This window comes from Microbacterium sp. AC035, from assembly GCF_979258485.1.
In genome coordinates this window covers 979,347-995,017 of record NZ_OZ409858.1, presented here as the reverse complement: position 1 = coordinate 995,017, position 15,671 = coordinate 979,347, and the positions used below count along the sequence as shown (strand labels likewise).

General features: G+C 68.0%; 13 protein-coding genes. 8 read left to right on the top strand and 5 right to left on the bottom strand.

Going from position 1 to position 15,671, the window contains the following annotated elements; genetic code table 11:
- Positions 1–77: 77 nt before the first annotated feature.
- Positions 78–1,094, bottom strand: a complete 1,017-nt coding sequence (locus tag ACZ0AA_RS04770; RefSeq protein ID WP_463512273.1) for a sugar-transfer associated ATP-grasp domain-containing protein — start codon at positions 1,092–1,094, stop codon at positions 78–80.
- Between the two features lie 79 nt (positions 1,095–1,173).
- On the opposite strand from ACZ0AA_RS04770, the gene ACZ0AA_RS04765 reads away from it, so the two are divergent.
- Both ACZ0AA_RS04765 and ACZ0AA_RS04760 read left to right on the top strand, forming a co-directional pair.
- Entirely contained in the window at positions 1,174–1,881 is a 708-nt protein-coding gene (locus ACZ0AA_RS04765) for an alanine racemase C-terminal domain-containing protein (protein ID WP_463512272.1), read from the top strand.
- Positions 1,878–2,918, top strand: a complete 1,041-nt coding sequence (locus ACZ0AA_RS04760; RefSeq protein ID WP_463512271.1) for an alanine racemase — start codon at positions 1,878–1,880, stop codon at positions 2,916–2,918. Before ACZ0AA_RS04765 ends, ACZ0AA_RS04760 begins: the two co-directional genes overlap by 4 nt.
- 54 nt (positions 2,919–2,972) lie before the next feature.
- On the opposite strand, the gene ACZ0AA_RS04755 is transcribed toward ACZ0AA_RS04760, so the two are convergent.
- A complete protein-coding gene (locus ACZ0AA_RS04755) occupies positions 2,973–3,185 on the bottom strand; it encodes a DUF7455 domain-containing protein (protein WP_042540282.1) in 213 nt (70 codons plus the stop codon).
- Between the two features lie 182 nt (positions 3,186–3,367).
- On the opposite strand from ACZ0AA_RS04755, the gene ACZ0AA_RS04750 reads away from it, so the two are divergent.
- Entirely contained in the window at positions 3,368–5,470 is a 2,103-nt protein-coding gene (locus tag ACZ0AA_RS04750; protein ID WP_463512270.1) for a DNA gyrase/topoisomerase IV subunit B, read from the top strand.
- A 3-nt stretch (positions 5,471–5,473) separates the two neighbouring features.
- Here ACZ0AA_RS04750 and ACZ0AA_RS04745 read toward each other — a convergent pair whose 3' ends face one another.
- Complete coding sequence (locus ACZ0AA_RS04745) at positions 5,474–6,691, bottom strand: glycosyltransferase (RefSeq protein WP_463512269.1); 1,218 nt, start codon at positions 6,689–6,691, stop codon at positions 5,474–5,476.
- A gap of 32 nt (positions 6,692–6,723) precedes the next feature.
- On the opposite strand from ACZ0AA_RS04745, the gene ACZ0AA_RS04740 reads away from it, so the two are divergent.
- The 4 genes from ACZ0AA_RS04740 to ACZ0AA_RS04725 all read left to right on the top strand — a co-directional run bounded on the left by ACZ0AA_RS04740 (position 6,724) and on the right by ACZ0AA_RS04725 (position 10,728).
- Positions 6,724–7,713: an NAD-dependent epimerase/dehydratase family protein gene (locus ACZ0AA_RS04740; protein ID WP_463512268.1), complete on the top strand. Its 990-nt coding sequence runs from the start codon at positions 6,724–6,726 to the stop codon at positions 7,711–7,713.
- Entirely contained in the window at positions 7,710–8,507 is a 798-nt protein-coding gene (locus ACZ0AA_RS04735) for an MBL fold metallo-hydrolase (protein WP_463512267.1), read from the top strand. Before ACZ0AA_RS04740 ends, ACZ0AA_RS04735 begins: the two co-directional genes overlap by 4 nt.
- Positions 8,507–9,799 carry a F390 synthetase-related protein gene (locus ACZ0AA_RS04730; RefSeq protein ID WP_463512266.1) on the top strand — a complete coding sequence of 431 codons (1,293 nt, stop codon included), beginning with the start codon at positions 8,507–8,509 and terminating at the stop codon, positions 9,797–9,799. The genes ACZ0AA_RS04735 and ACZ0AA_RS04730 overlap by 1 nt, the downstream gene beginning before the upstream one ends.
- A gap of 89 nt (positions 9,800–9,888) precedes the next feature.
- Positions 9,889–10,728 carry a 3-oxoacyl-ACP synthase III family protein gene (locus ACZ0AA_RS04725; protein ID WP_400860154.1) on the top strand — a complete coding sequence of 280 codons (840 nt, stop codon included), beginning with the start codon at positions 9,889–9,891 and terminating at the stop codon, positions 10,726–10,728.
- A 55-nt stretch (positions 10,729–10,783) separates the two neighbouring features.
- Here ACZ0AA_RS04725 and ACZ0AA_RS04720 read toward each other — a convergent pair whose 3' ends face one another.
- Positions 10,784–13,225, bottom strand: a complete 2,442-nt coding sequence (locus ACZ0AA_RS04720) for a DNA gyrase/topoisomerase IV subunit A (RefSeq protein ID WP_463512265.1) — start codon at positions 13,223–13,225, stop codon at positions 10,784–10,786.
- A 59-nt stretch (positions 13,226–13,284) separates the two neighbouring features.
- Between ACZ0AA_RS04720 and ACZ0AA_RS04715 the strand changes: the two genes are divergently transcribed.
- Complete coding sequence (locus tag ACZ0AA_RS04715; protein ID WP_463512264.1) at positions 13,285–14,406, top strand: alkaline phosphatase family protein; 1,122 nt, start codon at positions 13,285–13,287, stop codon at positions 14,404–14,406.
- 29 nt (positions 14,407–14,435) lie between these two features.
- Here ACZ0AA_RS04715 and sepH read toward each other — a convergent pair whose 3' ends face one another.
- Complete coding sequence (gene sepH, locus ACZ0AA_RS04710) at positions 14,436–15,476, bottom strand: septation protein SepH (protein WP_463512263.1); 1,041 nt, start codon at positions 15,474–15,476, stop codon at positions 14,436–14,438.
- Positions 15,477–15,671 lie beyond the last annotated feature (195 nt).

The following is a 15,671-nucleotide window of genomic DNA, read 5'->3' as shown; positions in this document are numbered from 1 at the left end:
GCACTCACAGCAAGAAGGCCCGGATGCTCAGCATCCGGGCCTTCTTCGTGCCCGATTCGGGCCAGAACCCAGTCGCGTCAGAACCCGATCGCGGCCTGATAGCGCGGCTTGTGGCCGGTGCGGATGCCCGTGACGCTCGGCTTGTTCTCGTACACGCCGGCTCCCCAGTTGCCCTCGACCAGGACAGGTCCCTCGGGGGTGACCACCACGTCCCAGCCCACGTACTGCACCTGAGGCACGACGCGAGCCACCTGGTCGACGAACTCCCGGACCTCGTCCATCATCGGCAGCTGGAAGTCGGCGATCGGGAAGCCCGAATCCGGGTGCGTGACGTGCACGTGACCGTGCGAGTCGTAGCCCGAGCCGACGGCATGGCCGTTCTCGTCGAGCATCGTGTAGAAGCCGCCGAAGCTCATCTGGTCGCTCACCGCGCCGCGCCCGAACTTCTGTGCCATCGCGAGGATGTGCGTCTTCTCTCCATCGAAGAATGCGGTGATGCGGGTGGTGTTGACGGTGCCGGGGCAGACGGCCGCGAGGTCGGCGTGCTGGCGGATGACCTCTTCGACGAGGACCTGCTTCTTCGAGAGGAGGTCGGCGTGGAACGCATCCCAATCGGTGACATCGGCGGCGTGATAGCGGTGCACACCCGTGCCTGCCTGACCGTGGGTCTCCTTGACGACGATCGTGCCCTGACGCTCTGTGAAATCTCGCAGCTCGTCGGCGTTGCCCTCGGTGATGACCATCCACTCGCGCTTGAGGAACGCATCGAAGACGGGGTTGAACTCCGCCTTGTCGTGGAAGAAGTGACGGTAGTCCGGGTGGTCGTACTTCTGCGAGATCTCGTTCGACACCGGGTGGGTCATGAAGGTGTCGCGCTCCGCCTTGGTGAGGATCGCGAAGTCGTAGTCGATGTAGTCCTGGAACCCGACGTTGTGCCGCCCGGCCGACCACAGCATGTCGACGACCACGAGCGGGACGGCCTTGCCATGCTGGGACGACGCCTCTTTGGCCCTCTCGATGACCGAGGCTACGTCGATGCGGCGGGCGCGCGCCAGCAGATAGCGGACGCGGGGCGCGAGGGAAAAGCGTGACATGGATCTCCAAGGTCGGGGTCGCCTCCAGTCTACGGTGGGTGCGCAGGGCATCCTGAGAAGGCAGAGCTAGGCTGGAAACGTGTGTGAGAAGACATCGAGCTCCCGTCCGCGCGCGATGATCTCGCGGTCGGCGCTGGCTGCTGCATCGAGCGCCGCTGTCGGTGCCGGCGGCCGAGTGGCCGACCTTCGCAGGGATGCGTGGGGGCACGGAGTGCTCGCTGTCGCGCATGCCGTCGTCGCGGCAGGTGCCGCCGCCGTGCGGGTCGACTACGAGGCGGAGGTGGAGGCGCTGGCGCTCGAGGGCATCGATGCGACGACAGCCGGCGAAGCCGACATCGACCCGTTCCTGCTCTATGGACTGCCTGACTTCGACGGGACGCTGCGGACGAGTCCGGTGATGCGTCTCGCAGGCAGAGTGCTCTCCACCAAGCCGCTCGCAGCCGGAGACGCGGTCTCGTACGGCTACACGCATCGAGCGATGCGCGATACGACGGCCGCGCTGGTGACGGGCGGATACGCACAGGGGATCGTCCGCGCTCTGGGCAATGCCGCGCACGTCGAGATCGAGGGCGTGCAGCGTCCGATCATCGGACGTGTCGCGATGGATGTCTGCGTGATCGATCTGGAGGGATCTGCCGAAGTCGCCCTGGGGTCCGATGCCACCTATTTCGGAGGGCGCGGACCGGCCGCTCCCGGCCTCGCGAGGTGGAGCGCGGTGACAGGACTCACGGTCGCCGAGCTCGTCACGGTCGCGGGCTCCCATGCGGAGCGGGGGTGGGAGGCATGAGCCGCCCGGAGCTGCGCGTCGACACAGACCGCTTCAGATCGAACATCGGCGCCGTGCGTGATCGCATCGCTCCATCTGCGTTGATGATCGTGCTCAAAGACGACGCCTACGGCCACGGTCTCCGCTGGGCAGTGGAAGCCGCGAAGGGGATGGGCGTCGAATGGTACGGGGCGTACGACGTCCGGAGCGGCGTCGAGACCAGACGCGTGCTGGGAGACACCGGACGGATCTTCGCGTGGGCCACATCGAACGACGATGAGGTCGACGAGGCGCTGCACGCGCGCATCGATCTCGGTGTCGGGTCAGCGGAGTACCTCGCGCGCATCACCGCTCGGGCGGCGCGAGAGGGACTGCAGGCGCGGATCCACCTGAAGATCGACACCGGACTGCATCGCAACGGTCTGCTTCCCGACGAGTGGGCACGCACCATCGCCGACGTACGAGCCGGCGAGGCCGCAGGCCACCTGCAGCTCGTGGGCGTCTGGAGCCATCTCGCGGAGGCCAGCGACGACGAGGACGACGAGGCGCAGACACTGTTCCTCGATGCGGTGCGCGCGGCCGAGCAGTCCGGTGCCACGCCCGAGGCGCTGCACCTGACGGCATCCGCCGCATCCTGGTGGCGCCCTGAGCTTCGCGGCTCGGTGTCGAGGATCGGAGCATTCTGCTACGGCGTCCGCTCGGCGGATGGCCCGGAGCTCGCAGGTGTGACACCGGTCGCTGAGCTCACCGCGACGGTCATCGACATCGTCGACGGTGACGCCGTGTTGGGCATCGGCGCCTTCGACGGCATCCCGTCGTCGTTGGCGGGGGCTCGAGTCGGCACCGCCTCCGGTGCCCGGGAGCTTCTGCGTATCGACGCGACGACGTCGGTGGTCGAAGGGTGGCCGGGAATGCGGCTCGGTGATTCGGTCTGGATGTTCGGCGCAGGAGATCATGGCGAGTCGAGCGCGACGACCCTCGCCGAGCGCATCGACACCGTGGGTGAGGAGATACTCACCCGGCTCACCGCGCGCATCCGGCGAGTGAGCACCCCTTAACGAAAGCGGAGCCCGTCTGATGACGGGCTCCGAGGCGGATCTGACCGCAGCTGATCAGTCGATCAGGCGAGCGGTCTCGTCGTGCCAGCTCGTTGCGATGCTGCGGAGCTTCTCCTCGTACTTGCGCCCGTGGTGCGCGCAGAAGAGAAGTTCGGAGCCGTTGACCTCGGCGGCGATGTAGGCCTGAGCGCCACACGAATCACAGCGATCCATGGCGGTCAGGCGGAACTCGACGGCGGAGGTCTCACGTTCGGTCGTTGCGTTCATCATGGTGCCTCCTTGAGTGTCGGGTTCGCTGGTTGGGCGTGTTCAATACAACCACGCTGACGCTGTACGCATGCCCGGTTTGCGGCGTGTTTCGCTCAGCGCGTACGCGCGGGGCCCGGCATCGGGGTCGCGGGGGAGTGTCTGCGGCTTCAGGCGGGGCATCGCGAATAGACTCGGAGATTGTGACCGCCGAGTATTCCGCCCATCATCTCCAGGTGCTCGAAGGGCTCGAGGCCGTCCGCAAGCGTCCCGGTATGTACATCGGTTCGAACGGATCCCCGGGTCTCATGCACTGCCTCTGGGAGATCATCGACAACGCCGTCGACGAGGCCGTCGCGGGCAACGGCTCGAAGATCGACATCATCCTGCATGAAGACGGCAGCGTCGAGGTCCATGACCGCGGTCGTGGCATCCCCGTCGACGTCGAGCCCCGCACGGGTCTCACCGGCGTAGAGGTCGTCTTCACCAAGCTGCACGCCGGCGGCAAGTTCGGCGGCGGTTCGTACGCGGCATCCGGTGGCCTGCACGGTGTCGGAGCCTCCGTCGTCAACGCTCTGTCCGAGCGCCTCGACGTCGAGGTCGACCGAGGCGGCAAGACCTACGCCATGTCGTTCCACCGCGGCGAGCCGGGACTCTTCGCCGATGACGGCGAGAAGCGGCCGGACGCGAAATTCACGCCGTTCCAGGACAAGAGCGAGCTGCGGGTCGTCGGCAAAGCACCGCGCGGCACCAGCGGAACGCGCATCCGCTACTGGGCCGATCACCAGATCTTCACCAAGGATGCCGCGTTCCAGCTGAACGACCTGGTCACTCGCGCGCGACAGACAGCCTTCCTCGTCCCGGGACTTGAACTCGTCATCCGAGACGAGCGCGCGGCGAACGGGTCCGAGGTCGAGGGCCAGCCGATCGAGACCTCCTACCGGTACGACGGCGGCATCTCGGAGTTCGTGGAGTACCTCGCGAACGATGCGCCCGTCACCGACACCTGGCGCATCCAGGGCGAGGGCACGTTCAAGGAGACGGTTCCCGTTCTGCAGGCCGACGGTCACATGATCGCGACCGAGGTCGAGCGGGTCTGCGCGGTCGACATCGCGATGCGCTGGGGCACGGGGTACGACACGACGACCCGTTCGTTCGTGAACATCATCGCCACGCCCAAGGGCGGCACGCACAACCAGGGTTTCGAGCAGGAGCTGCTCAAGGTTCTCAGGGCGCAGGTCGATCAGAACACCCGTCGGCTGAAGGTCGGCAGCAACGACAAGCTCGAGAAGGACGACGTCCTCGCCGGGTTGACCGCGGTGCTCACGGTCAACGTACCCGAGCCGCAGTTCGAGGGGCAGACCAAGGAGATCCTCGGCACGCCGGCTGTGCGTCAGATCGTCGCACAGGTGCTTCGCAAGGATCTCGCTGCCCGGTTCAGCTCGACCAAGCGCGATGACAAGAGCCAGGCGACGCAGCTGCTCGACAAGGTCGTCGCCGAGATGAAGGCTCGGGTCTCCGCTCGCGCACACAAAGAGACCCAGCGTCGCAAGAACGCCCTCGAGTCGTCGACCCTGCCGACCAAACTGGTGGACTGCCGCACCAACGAGGTCGAGCGGAGCGAGCTGTTCATCGTCGAGGGCGACTCTGCACTGGGCACAGCGAAGAACGCCCGCAACAGCGAGTTCCAGGCGCTGCTGCCGATCCGAGGCAAGATCCTCAACGTCCAGAAGGCATCGGTGGGCGACATGCTCTCCAACGCCGAGTGCGCGTCCATCATCCAGGTGATCGGCGCGGGCTCCGGGCGTAGCTTCGACATCGACGCCGCACGATACGGCAAAGTGATCCTGATGAGCGACGCGGACGTCGACGGCGCGCACATCCGCACGCTGCTCCTCACCCTCTTCTATCGGTACATGCGTCCGCTCATCGAGCACGGTCGAGTGTTCGCCGCCGTGCCGCCGCTGCATAGGGTGATCGTGATGAACCCCGGCTCCAAGCCGAACGAGACGATCTACACCTACAGCGAGCAGGAGATGCACGCGCTGCTCGCAAAGCTCCGCAAGTCGGGCAAGCGGTGGCATGAGCCGATCCAGCGGTACAAGGGTCTCGGCGAGATGGACGCGGAGCAGCTCGCCACGACGACCATGGAGCGTGGCGGACGCCTGCTGCGCCGCGTGCGCATGGAGGATGCCGAGGCGGCCGGCCGGGTCTTCGAGCTGCTGATGGGCAACGAGGTCGCTCCTCGCCGGGAGTTCATCATCGAGTCGTCGGATCGGCTGTCCCGCGAATCGATCGACGCCTGAAGTTCAGCGATTCAGCGCCAGAGCGGCCCGATAGACGCCCAGCAGCGCGTCGCGGTGCGTGTCCTGAGCGACACGGTCGCGATGAGCGAGTGCGGCTGCGCTCATGAGCGTGAGCCGTGCAGGATCGTCGCGCAACTCTCGGATCGCGGTCGCCAGGCCGTCGGCATCCGGTGTGCGTGAGACGAGACCTCCGTCCGCGGGCAGCATCTCGAGGAGATCCGGGTCCGCGACGATGACCGGCAGCCCCGCGGCGATCCCCTCGAGGATCACCATCGGCTGATTGTCGAAGTCGAGAGAGCTCGACACCAGGACGTGAGCGCCCCGCATCGCTTCGAGGACGCGCGACTGCGCGACACCGCCGTGCACCGTGAGCCGGCCGGGCGGCATCCCGTCCGATGCCGAGGAGACGCGGCGTCTGGCCACGCCGTCGCCGAACATCTCGGCGCGGATGCCGGGGACCTGCCTCACGGCGTCGACGAACACCTCAGGGCGCTTCTCGGGCGACAGCCTGCCGCACCACATCACCCTCAACGGCTCCCCGGGTTCGAGCGTGCGTGGCGGGGGAGCGCCGACCTCCTCGAGTACGGTCGCCTCCAGGCCGTTCGAGATCACCGTGAGCGGCGTGTGCACACCCTGAGCCGAGAGCTTCGCCGCGAAGTGCGCCGAGGGCACGATGACCTGATCGGCATGGTTCGCCTGGCTGACCATGAGTCTCCACATGCGCTGTGCCGTGCGCGTCTTCGCGTACGGTGCGTCGCTGTCGACCGTCGCGCGGGCGTGGCTCATGCGGCGACGGTGCATGGTCGCGAGCAGCGCCGTCGTGATCGAGGGCAGCGGGAGCACGGAGCGGGTGTACACGTCGATGCGCCCGTGCATGGTCTGCACGACGGGTATGCCGAGCGCCCTCGCCGCCTCGAAACCGCCCAGCGCCGCGAACATCTCGGTGTGCACGTGGACGATCTCGATCGCGTGTGAGCGCAGACCTTCGGTGAGGGCCGCCGCCACCGCTGAGGGTGGCCAGGCGAACGGGTATCCGTCCGGCGCGAAGGCTCGGGCGGTCGGAAGGCGCACGACCTGCGGGTCATCGCTGGGGTCGGTGAGCGGCGCGAAGACGACGACCTCGTGCCCTGCGTGCTCGAGCGCTTCTCTGTGCGCCTTGATGGCGGTCTGCACGCCACCGAGCGTGGGCAGGTAGTAGTCGGTGACCATGGCGATGCGCACTCGACCACAATAGGACGACTATCGTGATGAGCATGTCCGGAGCCCGTGTGCTGGTGACGGGGGCGAGCGGGTTCCTCGGCGGCTACGTCGTGCCCGAGCTGCAGCGACACGGATACGAGGTCTTCGCCGCCGGTCGCAACGAGCAGGCGCTCGCGCGAATCGCCGACGCCGCGCATCGCGTGCCCGGTGATCTCGCTTCGCTCCGCCTTCGCGACCTGCCGCTGGATGCCGTGATCCACTGCGCGGCGCTGTCGACGCCGTGGGGTCCGTGGAAGGACTTCCACGAGGTGAATGTCGTGGGCACAGGTCACGTCGTCGAGTTCGCCCGCCGCAACGGGGTCAGACGGATCGTGCACGTGTCGTCGCCCAGCGTCTATGCCGCGGCCCGCGACCGCATCGCCGTCCGGGAACCCGACGTCGACCGCAGCAACCGTCTCAACGGCTACATCCGGTCGAAGATCGCCGCAGAGGACCTGCTGCTCGATGGGCTGGACAGCGGGGCGATAGCCGAGCTCGTGATCGTGCGTCCTCGCGGTCTGATCGGCGTGGGCGACCCGAGCCTCGTGCCGAGGCTGCTGGATGTGCATGCCAGGGTGGGCGTGCCGGTCTTCGATGGAGGCGACAATCTCATCGACGTCACGGCGGTCGAGAACGTCGCCTCGGCGCTGAGGCTCGCGGTCACCCGAGGAGATGCCGCGGGCGGGGTGTACAACATCACCAACGACGACCCGCGCCGATTCCGCGAGCTGCTGACGATCCTCCTCGCGAGGATGGGCCAGGCCCCGCGGTTCCGCCCGATGAACCGACGGGTGGCCTGGGCCCTGGCCTCCGCGATGGAGGGCGTCTGCTCGATGCTGCCGTGGCGACCCGAGCCTGCGCTCACCCGGTACACGCTCAGCACCATCGCCTATTCGCAGACGCTCGACATCACCCGCGCGAAGGCGGACCTCGGCTACCACCCCGAGGTGTCACTCGATGATGCCCTCGCCGCTGTCGCCGCTCACCTGGGGGAGAGCAGATGACAGGCCGCCTCCGTCACTACACCTGCGGCAGCACGTCGCACGACGTCGGTGCGATGTTCCGCGGGGGAGCGCGTGGAGTCCGCGAGTTCCCGTCCGGCGTATTCCTCTACGACGCCGCGGACGGCCGGCGCGTGCTGTTCGACACCGGCTATGCGACGGGACCGTGGCACACCGGCTGGCGTGGTGCCGTCTACCGGCTTCTGCTCCCTCCGGTCATCAGGGGCTCCGACGATGTGGCCGCACGGCTTCGCGCGGACGGCGTCGACCCGGCATCCGTCACCCACGTCGTGTTGTCGCACCTGCATCCGGACCACGTCGGGGGAGTCCGTCGCTTCCCGCATGCGACCTTCGTGCTCAGCGCGGGCCACGAGCGGACGCTCTCGGCCCCACGTCTGCGCGCGGGGGTGCTCACCGGCCTGCTCCCGACCTGGTTCCCGGATGCCGAGCGGATCGTGATCGGCGAGGAGGCCTTCTCCACCGTCGAGCTCGGCGGCACCGTGCTGCGCGCTCACGATCTTCTCGGCGACGGCTCATACCTCCTGCTCGATCTGCCCGGCCATGCCGACGGTCACCTCGGCGCGCTGATCGAGCGCCGTGTCCTGCTCGCAGGCGATGCGGCATGGGGGAACGACCTGATCCACGTGTCGGGGAACCTGAAGGCACTGCCCCGGGCGGTCCAGCACGATGCGGATCGATACGCCGCCACGGCGCGGAGTCTCGGCGTACTCGCGGCCGCCGGCATCCGTGTGGTCTGCAGCCATGATCCGCTCGACGCGAAGGAGCTGTTGAGCTGATGTCGAAGCTCAGGATCCTGCGCGAGTTCGTCGCGGTGCGGTGGCTGCGCCCGTTGCGGACTCGGGCCGCGATCGAGCGGCGTCAGAGGCGCCTGCTGCGCTCGCACCTGAGATTCCTGCGACGGCGGTCGCCGTACTTCCGTGACCTCCTGGCGACGCGCTCGTTCTCGGAACTGCCCCTCATGGACAAAAGCGTCATGATGAGTCGATTCGACGAGATCAACACCGTCGGCGTCGGAAAGAGCGAGGCACTCGCGCTGGCGATCGCGAACGAGCGCTCCCGAGACTTCGACGCGGATCTGGGCTCGAACTCGGTCGGCCTCTCGAGCGGGACCAGCGGGCACCGCGGCCTCTTCGTCGTCAGCAGTGCCGAGCGCGATGCCTGGGTGGGAACCGTGCTCGCCCGCACGCTCCCGCGGGGCACACTTCTCGGACACCGGATCGCGCTGTTCCTCCGCGCGGACAACAGTCTGTACGAGTCGGTCGGCTCACGGGCGGTGTCCTTCCGCTACTTCGACGTGTACGCCGACATGGATGACAACATCACCCGGCTGGGAGAGTACCGACCGACCATCCTGGTCGCTCCGCCGTCGGTGCTCAGACTGATCGCGCGTGCGGCCGATGCAGGTCGGCTCGACATCATGCCGCAGCGGGTGTATTCGGTGGCCGAGGTGCTGGAGATAGCCGACGAGCGGCGAATCACGGCTTCACTCGGTCAGCCCCTTCTGCACCAGCTCTACCAGTGCACGGAGGGGTTCCTGGCGCACACCTGCGAGCACGGTGTGATCCATCTCAATGAAGACGACATCCTGGTCGAGCGCGACGCATTGGATGCCGAGCGGTTCACGCCGATCGTGACGGATCTTCGCCGTCGTGCGCAGCCGATCGTCAGGTATCGGCTCGGCGACGTCCTGCGCGTGCGGACCCGACCGTGCCCCTGCGGCAGTGCGCTCACGGCGATCGAGCGCATCGAGGGCCGAGAGGGCGACACCCTGGTCTTCCGCTCGCTCGACGGCCGCGATCTGCCCGTCTTCGCCGATGTGATCGCACGCGCACTGCTGTACGCCGACGGATTCGACGAGTACCGCATCACTCAGATCGGCGAGTCGCACCTGCAGATCGCGCTCGACACCCTCGACGATCGATCGCGGGGTCTCGTCGAAGGCGAGGTGCACGCGTTGGCCGATCGGCTGGCGTGCGAGCGACCGGCTCTCACATTCATCGACTTCGTGAGCGACGGATCCGTGAAGCTGCGCCGCGTGGTGCAGGAATGGGGGGACCGGCGATGGTGAGGAATTGCGAGATCGTGGGCTGGGGGACGTCTCTGCCTTCGCGTGTCGTGCGGTTCGGGGACCAGACGCGGTATCGCATCGACGACGACGTGTCCCATCTCGACATGCTGACCGAGGCGTGCGAGCGGGCACTCGCGCACGCGGGCATCACGGCCGACGACGTCGACCTCGTTCTCGGCGCCTCGGCCGCGGGAATCCAGCCCATCCCGTGCACGGCCGCGCTCGTGCTGGAGAGGCTCTCGCTCACAGGCCACGCAGCGGCCTTCGACGTGAACTCGACCTGCACGAGTTTCATCACCGGTCTGGACATCGCCTCGCGGTATCTCGATGCCGGTGATCACGACACGATCCTGGTGTTCGCGGGAGACGTGGGAACGCGATTCCTGAATCCGGAGCAGCGGGAGAGCTTCGAGCTCTTCAGCGATGCAGGCGCGGCCGTCGTGCTGCGCCGCTCCGCCGACCCCGATCGAGGCGTGATCGCCAGCGCTCAACGCACCTGGCCCGCGTACGCGCACGACACGGAGATCAGAGGAGGGCTGTCGAGATCGCCCGCCCAGGCCTATTCCGCGGGGGATCCCGCCGATTACCTCTTCGACATGAACGGACGCCGGGCGCTGCTGGGGATGATGCGCGTGCTTCCCGAGTTCTTCGACGCGTTCCATCGACGATCGGGCATCTCGCACGAGGATGTCGCTCTCTGGGTTCCGCACCAGGCGTCTGCGGCGCTCGGACCGATGCTCGACCGCCTCGGGATCCCGGCAGACCGTCGGATCGACGAGGTGCGGGACTTCGGCAACATGGTCTCGTCGTCCGTGCCGTTCATGCTCATCCGGGCGCTCGAGAGCGGTCGCGTCGAGCCGGGCGACACGGTGATCCTCTGCGGCACGGCCGCGGGCCTCACCGCCAACATCCTCGCTCTCCGACTCTGAGCCGGACGGCGGCTGTCAGGTCAGCGCCAGGGAGAGATCGTACTCTCCCTGGCGCTCAGACCAGAGTGCGACCGATGCTCCCGATCACGCCGTCGATCGGCTGACCGGATGCATCGCGTCGTGCACCGGGTTCGGGGAGCTTGCGCACAGCGCCTGTCGGATCGACGGCCTGCGCGGGACTCGGCCCGACCCAGGCGACCGTGAGGCGGTCTTCGCCCTTCAGGAACGAGTGAGCGCGCACTCCGCCGGTCGCTCGGCCCTTCGACGGGTATTCGGTGAAGGACGTCACCTTGGCGCGGCCCGGCTCGGTGCCCGGCAGGCTGCTGTCCGAGCCCGAGACGGTGGCGACCACGGCATCGGCCTCCGGCGTGACCGCGCCGAAGAACAGCACCGACGAACCGGCGCCGAGCTTGACGCCGGCCATGCCGCCTGCGGGTGCACCCTGCGGTCGGACCGCGGAGGCCGAGAGCCGCAGCAGCTGTGCGTCGGTCGTGACGAAGACGAGGTCGGCGTCGTCCTGAGCTTCCATGGCCCCGACGACGGTGTCACCGGGCTTCATGCCGATGACCTCGAGATCCGGCCGCACGGGCAGCGTGGACGGGACGATCCGCTTGACCGTGCCCTGCGCGGTGCCGAGCGCGATCGGCGTATCGCTGTCGAAGCGGACGAAGCCGAGGATGCGCTCTCCGCGGGTGGTGATCCCGAGGTAGTCGCGCAACGGGGCGCCCGCTGCGAGCTGCACGGAGGACGACGGCACGGACGGCAGGTCGACGGGGGAGAAGCGCAGCACGCGCCCCTCCGTGGTCAGCGCGCCGATCTCTGCGCGAACCGTCGTATCGACCGTCGTCAGGATCGCGTCGTGCTTGCTCCGCCGCGCCGGAAGCGTCAGCTCCTGGCCCTCGGCGAGGTCCACCCGCACGGCGCGACCGGTCGTCGACAGCACGAGCACGGTCGGAGCGTCGGCGATCTGCAGGTCGACCGCGCCCTTCGTGGCGCGCGGCTTCGGGGGCGCGGCGTTCATCAGGAGCGTGCGGCGAGGGGTGCCGTATGCCTCAGCCACGGCATCCAGCTCCTCGGCTACCACCGCACGGAGAAGCACATCGCTACCGAGCAGCTCCCGCAGTCTGGCGATCTCGGCGAGCAGGGCGTCTCGCTCGGTCTCGAGCTCGATGCGCGAGAACTTCGTCAGGCGGCGCAGCCGCAGTTCGAGGATGTACTCGGCCTGCAGCTCGCTGAGGTCGAACACCGAGCGCAACCGGGCGCGCGCCTGTTCGGAGTCGTCCGACGAGCGGATGACCTGGATGACCTCGTCGATGTCGAGGATCGCGATGAGCAGGCCCTCGACGAGGTGCAGGCGCTCTTCGCGCCGGGCGAGGCGGTATCGACTGCGACGGGTGACCACCTCGAGCCGGTGCGCGACGTAGACGCGAAGCATCTCCTTGAGCCCGAGCGTGCGGGGCTGCCCGTCGACCAGGGCGACGTTGTTGATGCTGAAGGAATCCTCGAGCGGGGTGAGCCGGTAGAGCTGATCGAGCACTGCGTGCGGGTCGAAACCGGTCTTGATGCCGATTGCGACGCGCAGCCCGTGGTTGCGATCGGTGAGATCGGTCACGTCGCTGATGCCCTGCAGCTTCTTCGACTGCACGGCATCACGGATCTTCTCGATCAGTCGCTCGGGTCCGACCATGTAGGGCAGCTCGGACACGATGATGCCGGTGCGCCGAGGGCCGAGAGGCTCGACGGAGACCTTGCCTCGCACCTTCAGTGCGCCCCGCCCGTTCGTGTACGCGTCCTTGACGCCGTCGAGACCCATCAGGATCCCGCCCGAGGGGAAGTCGGGGCCGGGCACGAACTCCATGAGCTCTTCGGTCGTGGCGTCAGGGTTCTCGAGGAGATGCGTGGCAGCGGCGACGACCTCGATCAGGTTGTGCGGTGCCATGTTGGTCGCCATGCCCACGGCGATGCCGCTCGCGCCGTTGACCAGGAGATTCGGGAAAGCCGCGGGGAGCACGGACGGCTGCTGGAACTGGCCGTCGTAGTTCGGGATGAAGTCGACGACGTCCTCATCGAGGTTCTCGGTGAGGGCCATGGCAGGGGATGCCAGCCGTGCTTCGGTGTAGCGGGCGGCTGCGGGGCCGTCGTCGAGCGAGCCGAAGTTGCCGTGACCGTCGACCAGAGGCACGCGCAGAGCCCACTCCTGGGCGAGGCGCACGAGGGCGTCGTAGATCGCGGAGTCGCCGTGCGGGTGCAGCTTTCCCATGACCTCGCCCACGACGCGGGCGCTCTTGACGTGACCGCGGTCGGGGCGGAGTCCCATCTCCGCCATCTGGTAGAGGATGCGACGCTGCACGGGCTTCAGGCCGTCGCGAGCGTCGGGCAGAGCGCGCGAGTAGATCACCGAGTAGGCGTACTCGAGGAATGAACCCTGCATCTCTGTCTCGAGATCGATGTCCTGGATACGCTCAGGGGCGAGCTCGGCAGGCGGGGTCTTCGGCATGGGCATCCTGAGTGGTGCGAGGCTGAGGGCGTACGGGAGCCTGTGTCAGACTGGCTCGGATGTCCCTCATTCTACCGTCCGAGTCGCTTGCAGCCCGCAGCGTCGTCGGGGTGGCGGACGACGTGTTCGCCGCTCTGCGCGGCGAATCGGCGAGCCTGCCGCGGGCCGAATCCGTCGTCCTCGTCTTGATCGACGGCCTCGGCGCCATCAGTCTGCGCGCCCACTCCGGCCATGCCAGGGCGCTCACGTCGGGGATGGCGAAGAAGGATGTCGCCCACTCGGTCTTCCCGTCGACCACCGCGGCCGCTCTGACCAGCATCCTCACAGGGGTGTGGCCGGGCCAGCACGGTCTGGTCGGCTATCGCGTTCTCGACCCCTCCCGGGGGATCCTGGTCAACCAGCTCACGGGCTGGGAGTCGGAAGGACTGGATCCGGCGACCTGGCAGGCGGCTCCGACGGTCTTCGAACGCGCTCGAGCGGAGGGGCGTCCGACCTACGCGGTCGGCGTCGCAGCCTATGCGGCGAGCGGGTTCACCCGAGCCACGCTGCGCGGGGCCGACTTCGTCGCCGCACAGACACCCGCAGAGCGCGTCGAGGCGGCCTACGACCTCGCAGAGCGCCACCCGGGCTCCCTGGTCTACTGCTATCTACCGGAGGCCGACAAGGCCGGGCACAGGTACGGTCTCGACTCGGTGCACTGGGTGTCGGCGCTCGAGGAGATCGATGCCGCGCTGTCGCGACCCGTGCCGCCAGGTGTCGGCGTCCTCGTGACGTCGGATCACGGCATGATCGACGTGCCGGCGCATCGGCAGATCGTGCTCGAGGCCGAGCACCTCGTGGGGGTTCAGCACATCGGCGGAGAGCCGAGGATGCTCCACGTCTACGTGGAACCGGATGCCGACGGGGCGGTCGTGGCTGAGCGGTGGCGCCGTGATCTCGAGGGCCTCGCCGACGTGGGCACCCGGCAGCAGGCGATCGCATCCGGGTTCTTCGGCCCCGAGGTGACACGGGCCGCCGCGTCGCGGATCGGCGATGTGCTCGTCGTCGCGAGAGGCAACGGGGCCGTCTACGACGGCACCGCAGCCGACCAGCGCAGCCGGGGGATGATCGGTCAGCATGGCGGTCTGACTCCGGAGGAGCGTCAGGTTCCGCTGCTCAGATTCGGCGCCTTCGCCCGCTGAGCGTCTGCATCCGCGGTCCTGCGGACGCCCTATTCGTCGGTGCGTGCTCCGAACACGATCTCGTCCCACGACGGCATCGCGTTGCGGCGCTTGCGGCGTCCGTTGCCGCCCTCGTTGGACGGCTCCGGTGCGACCTCCGGCTCGTCGTCCTCGTGGGGCTGGACGTTCTCGAAGGCGTCGAACAGCGCGATCGGGTTCTGGTCCGTGTCGCTGTCGTCTGCGTGGTCGAGGATCGGCGCGGTCTCGCGCTGACCGCGCCGGCGTCGCAGCGCCTCGAGCAGATCGGCGGTCTCGGGGCTCGTCGTCGCTGATTCCGGGGCGCGTTTGATGGCTGCATCCTGCACGGCGGCTGTCGAGCGCTCCGGCGCGATGCTGTCGTCGACGTCAGCCTCGGGCGCGGGCAGCAGACGAGGGCCGAAAGCGCCGGAGTCGAAGCGGCTGTCGTCCTTGTAGGGCGATGCCTGCCGTTCGGCTTCGACAGCGCGCAGACGAGGGATGAGACCGTCGGGCAGCGAGCCCTGGCGCGACAGCTGGGTGGCATCGGCGTTGAGGGGCGCCAGTGCGCTGCGGCGAGGATCGAAGCTCCAGCGGGCGTCGTGCTCGACCTCGTTGGCGGTGAACTCGAGCTTGATGATCCAGCCGCTCTCGTCCTTCCAGCTCGCCCAGCGCTCGGCTGATGCCTCGACCTCCGACAGCTTGGCGCGGATCGCGGTGCCGAAGGTGGGCTGAGCATCGGGCTCGACGTCGCTGCCGATCAGGACGGGCACGGCGAGAGCCTGGCCGATGACGTGCTCGCGCTCGGCGAGGACGGGTCCTTCGAAGCGGATGACGTCATCGACGCCGATGCCGAGGAGTGCCGCCACCTCGGGTGCCGTCAGGCCGGCGCGGATCTGGGCCTGGATGTCGCGAGGGCTCGCGGCGAGCCGCTGAGCCGTCGGCTCGCTCTGCCGGGTCGCGCGCCGGATCTCACGGTGCAGGACGTCGTCGATGGGCAGCGCGAAACGCTCGCCCGACTCGGTCGCGAGTACGAGCAGTCCTGCTTCTGTGCCGACGATGGTGACGTTTTCCATGCGAATGCCCCTCTGATGGGTGTGCGTTCATGGTGTCACGCGGGGCCGCTCGGAGCCGGGAATACTCTGGGCGTGCCGTGAGTTTGGTCTGTCGCAGCCGCGGGCATTTGCTTATTCCTCCGCGGTCATGCAAACTATGGCCGCCGATTACCCCGACGGCGCACCACCCACTCGCATGAAAGTGGAGATTCACCA

What these genes read in the sequence shown, in the direction of transcription:
- ACZ0AA_RS04770 (WP_463512273.1), bottom strand. Translation starts at nt 1,094, where the DNA reads ATGTCACGCTTTTCCCTCGCGCCCCGCGTCCGCTATCTGCTGGCGCGC.
- ACZ0AA_RS04760 (WP_463512271.1), top strand. Translation starts at nt 1,878, where the DNA reads ATGAGCCGCCCGGAGCTGCGCGTCGACACAGACCGCTTCAGATCGAAC.
- ACZ0AA_RS04755 (WP_042540282.1), bottom strand. Translation starts at nt 3,185, where the DNA reads ATGAACGCAACGACCGAACGTGAGACCTCCGCCGTCGAGTTCCGCCTG.
- ACZ0AA_RS04740 (WP_463512268.1), top strand. Translation starts at nt 6,724, where the DNA reads ATGTCCGGAGCCCGTGTGCTGGTGACGGGGGCGAGCGGGTTCCTCGGC.
- ACZ0AA_RS04735 (WP_463512267.1), top strand. Translation starts at nt 7,710, where the DNA reads ATGACAGGCCGCCTCCGTCACTACACCTGCGGCAGCACGTCGCACGAC.
- ACZ0AA_RS04730 (WP_463512266.1), top strand. Translation starts at nt 8,507, where the DNA reads ATGTCGAAGCTCAGGATCCTGCGCGAGTTCGTCGCGGTGCGGTGGCTG.
- ACZ0AA_RS04720 (WP_463512265.1), bottom strand. Translation starts at nt 13,225, where the DNA reads ATGCCGAAGACCCCGCCTGCCGAGCTCGCCCCTGAGCGTATCCAGGAC.
- ACZ0AA_RS04715 (WP_463512264.1), top strand. Translation starts at nt 13,285, where the DNA reads ATGTCCCTCATTCTACCGTCCGAGTCGCTTGCAGCCCGCAGCGTCGTC.
- sepH (WP_463512263.1), bottom strand. Translation starts at nt 15,476, where the DNA reads ATGGAAAACGTCACCATCGTCGGCACAGAAGCAGGACTGCTCGTACTC.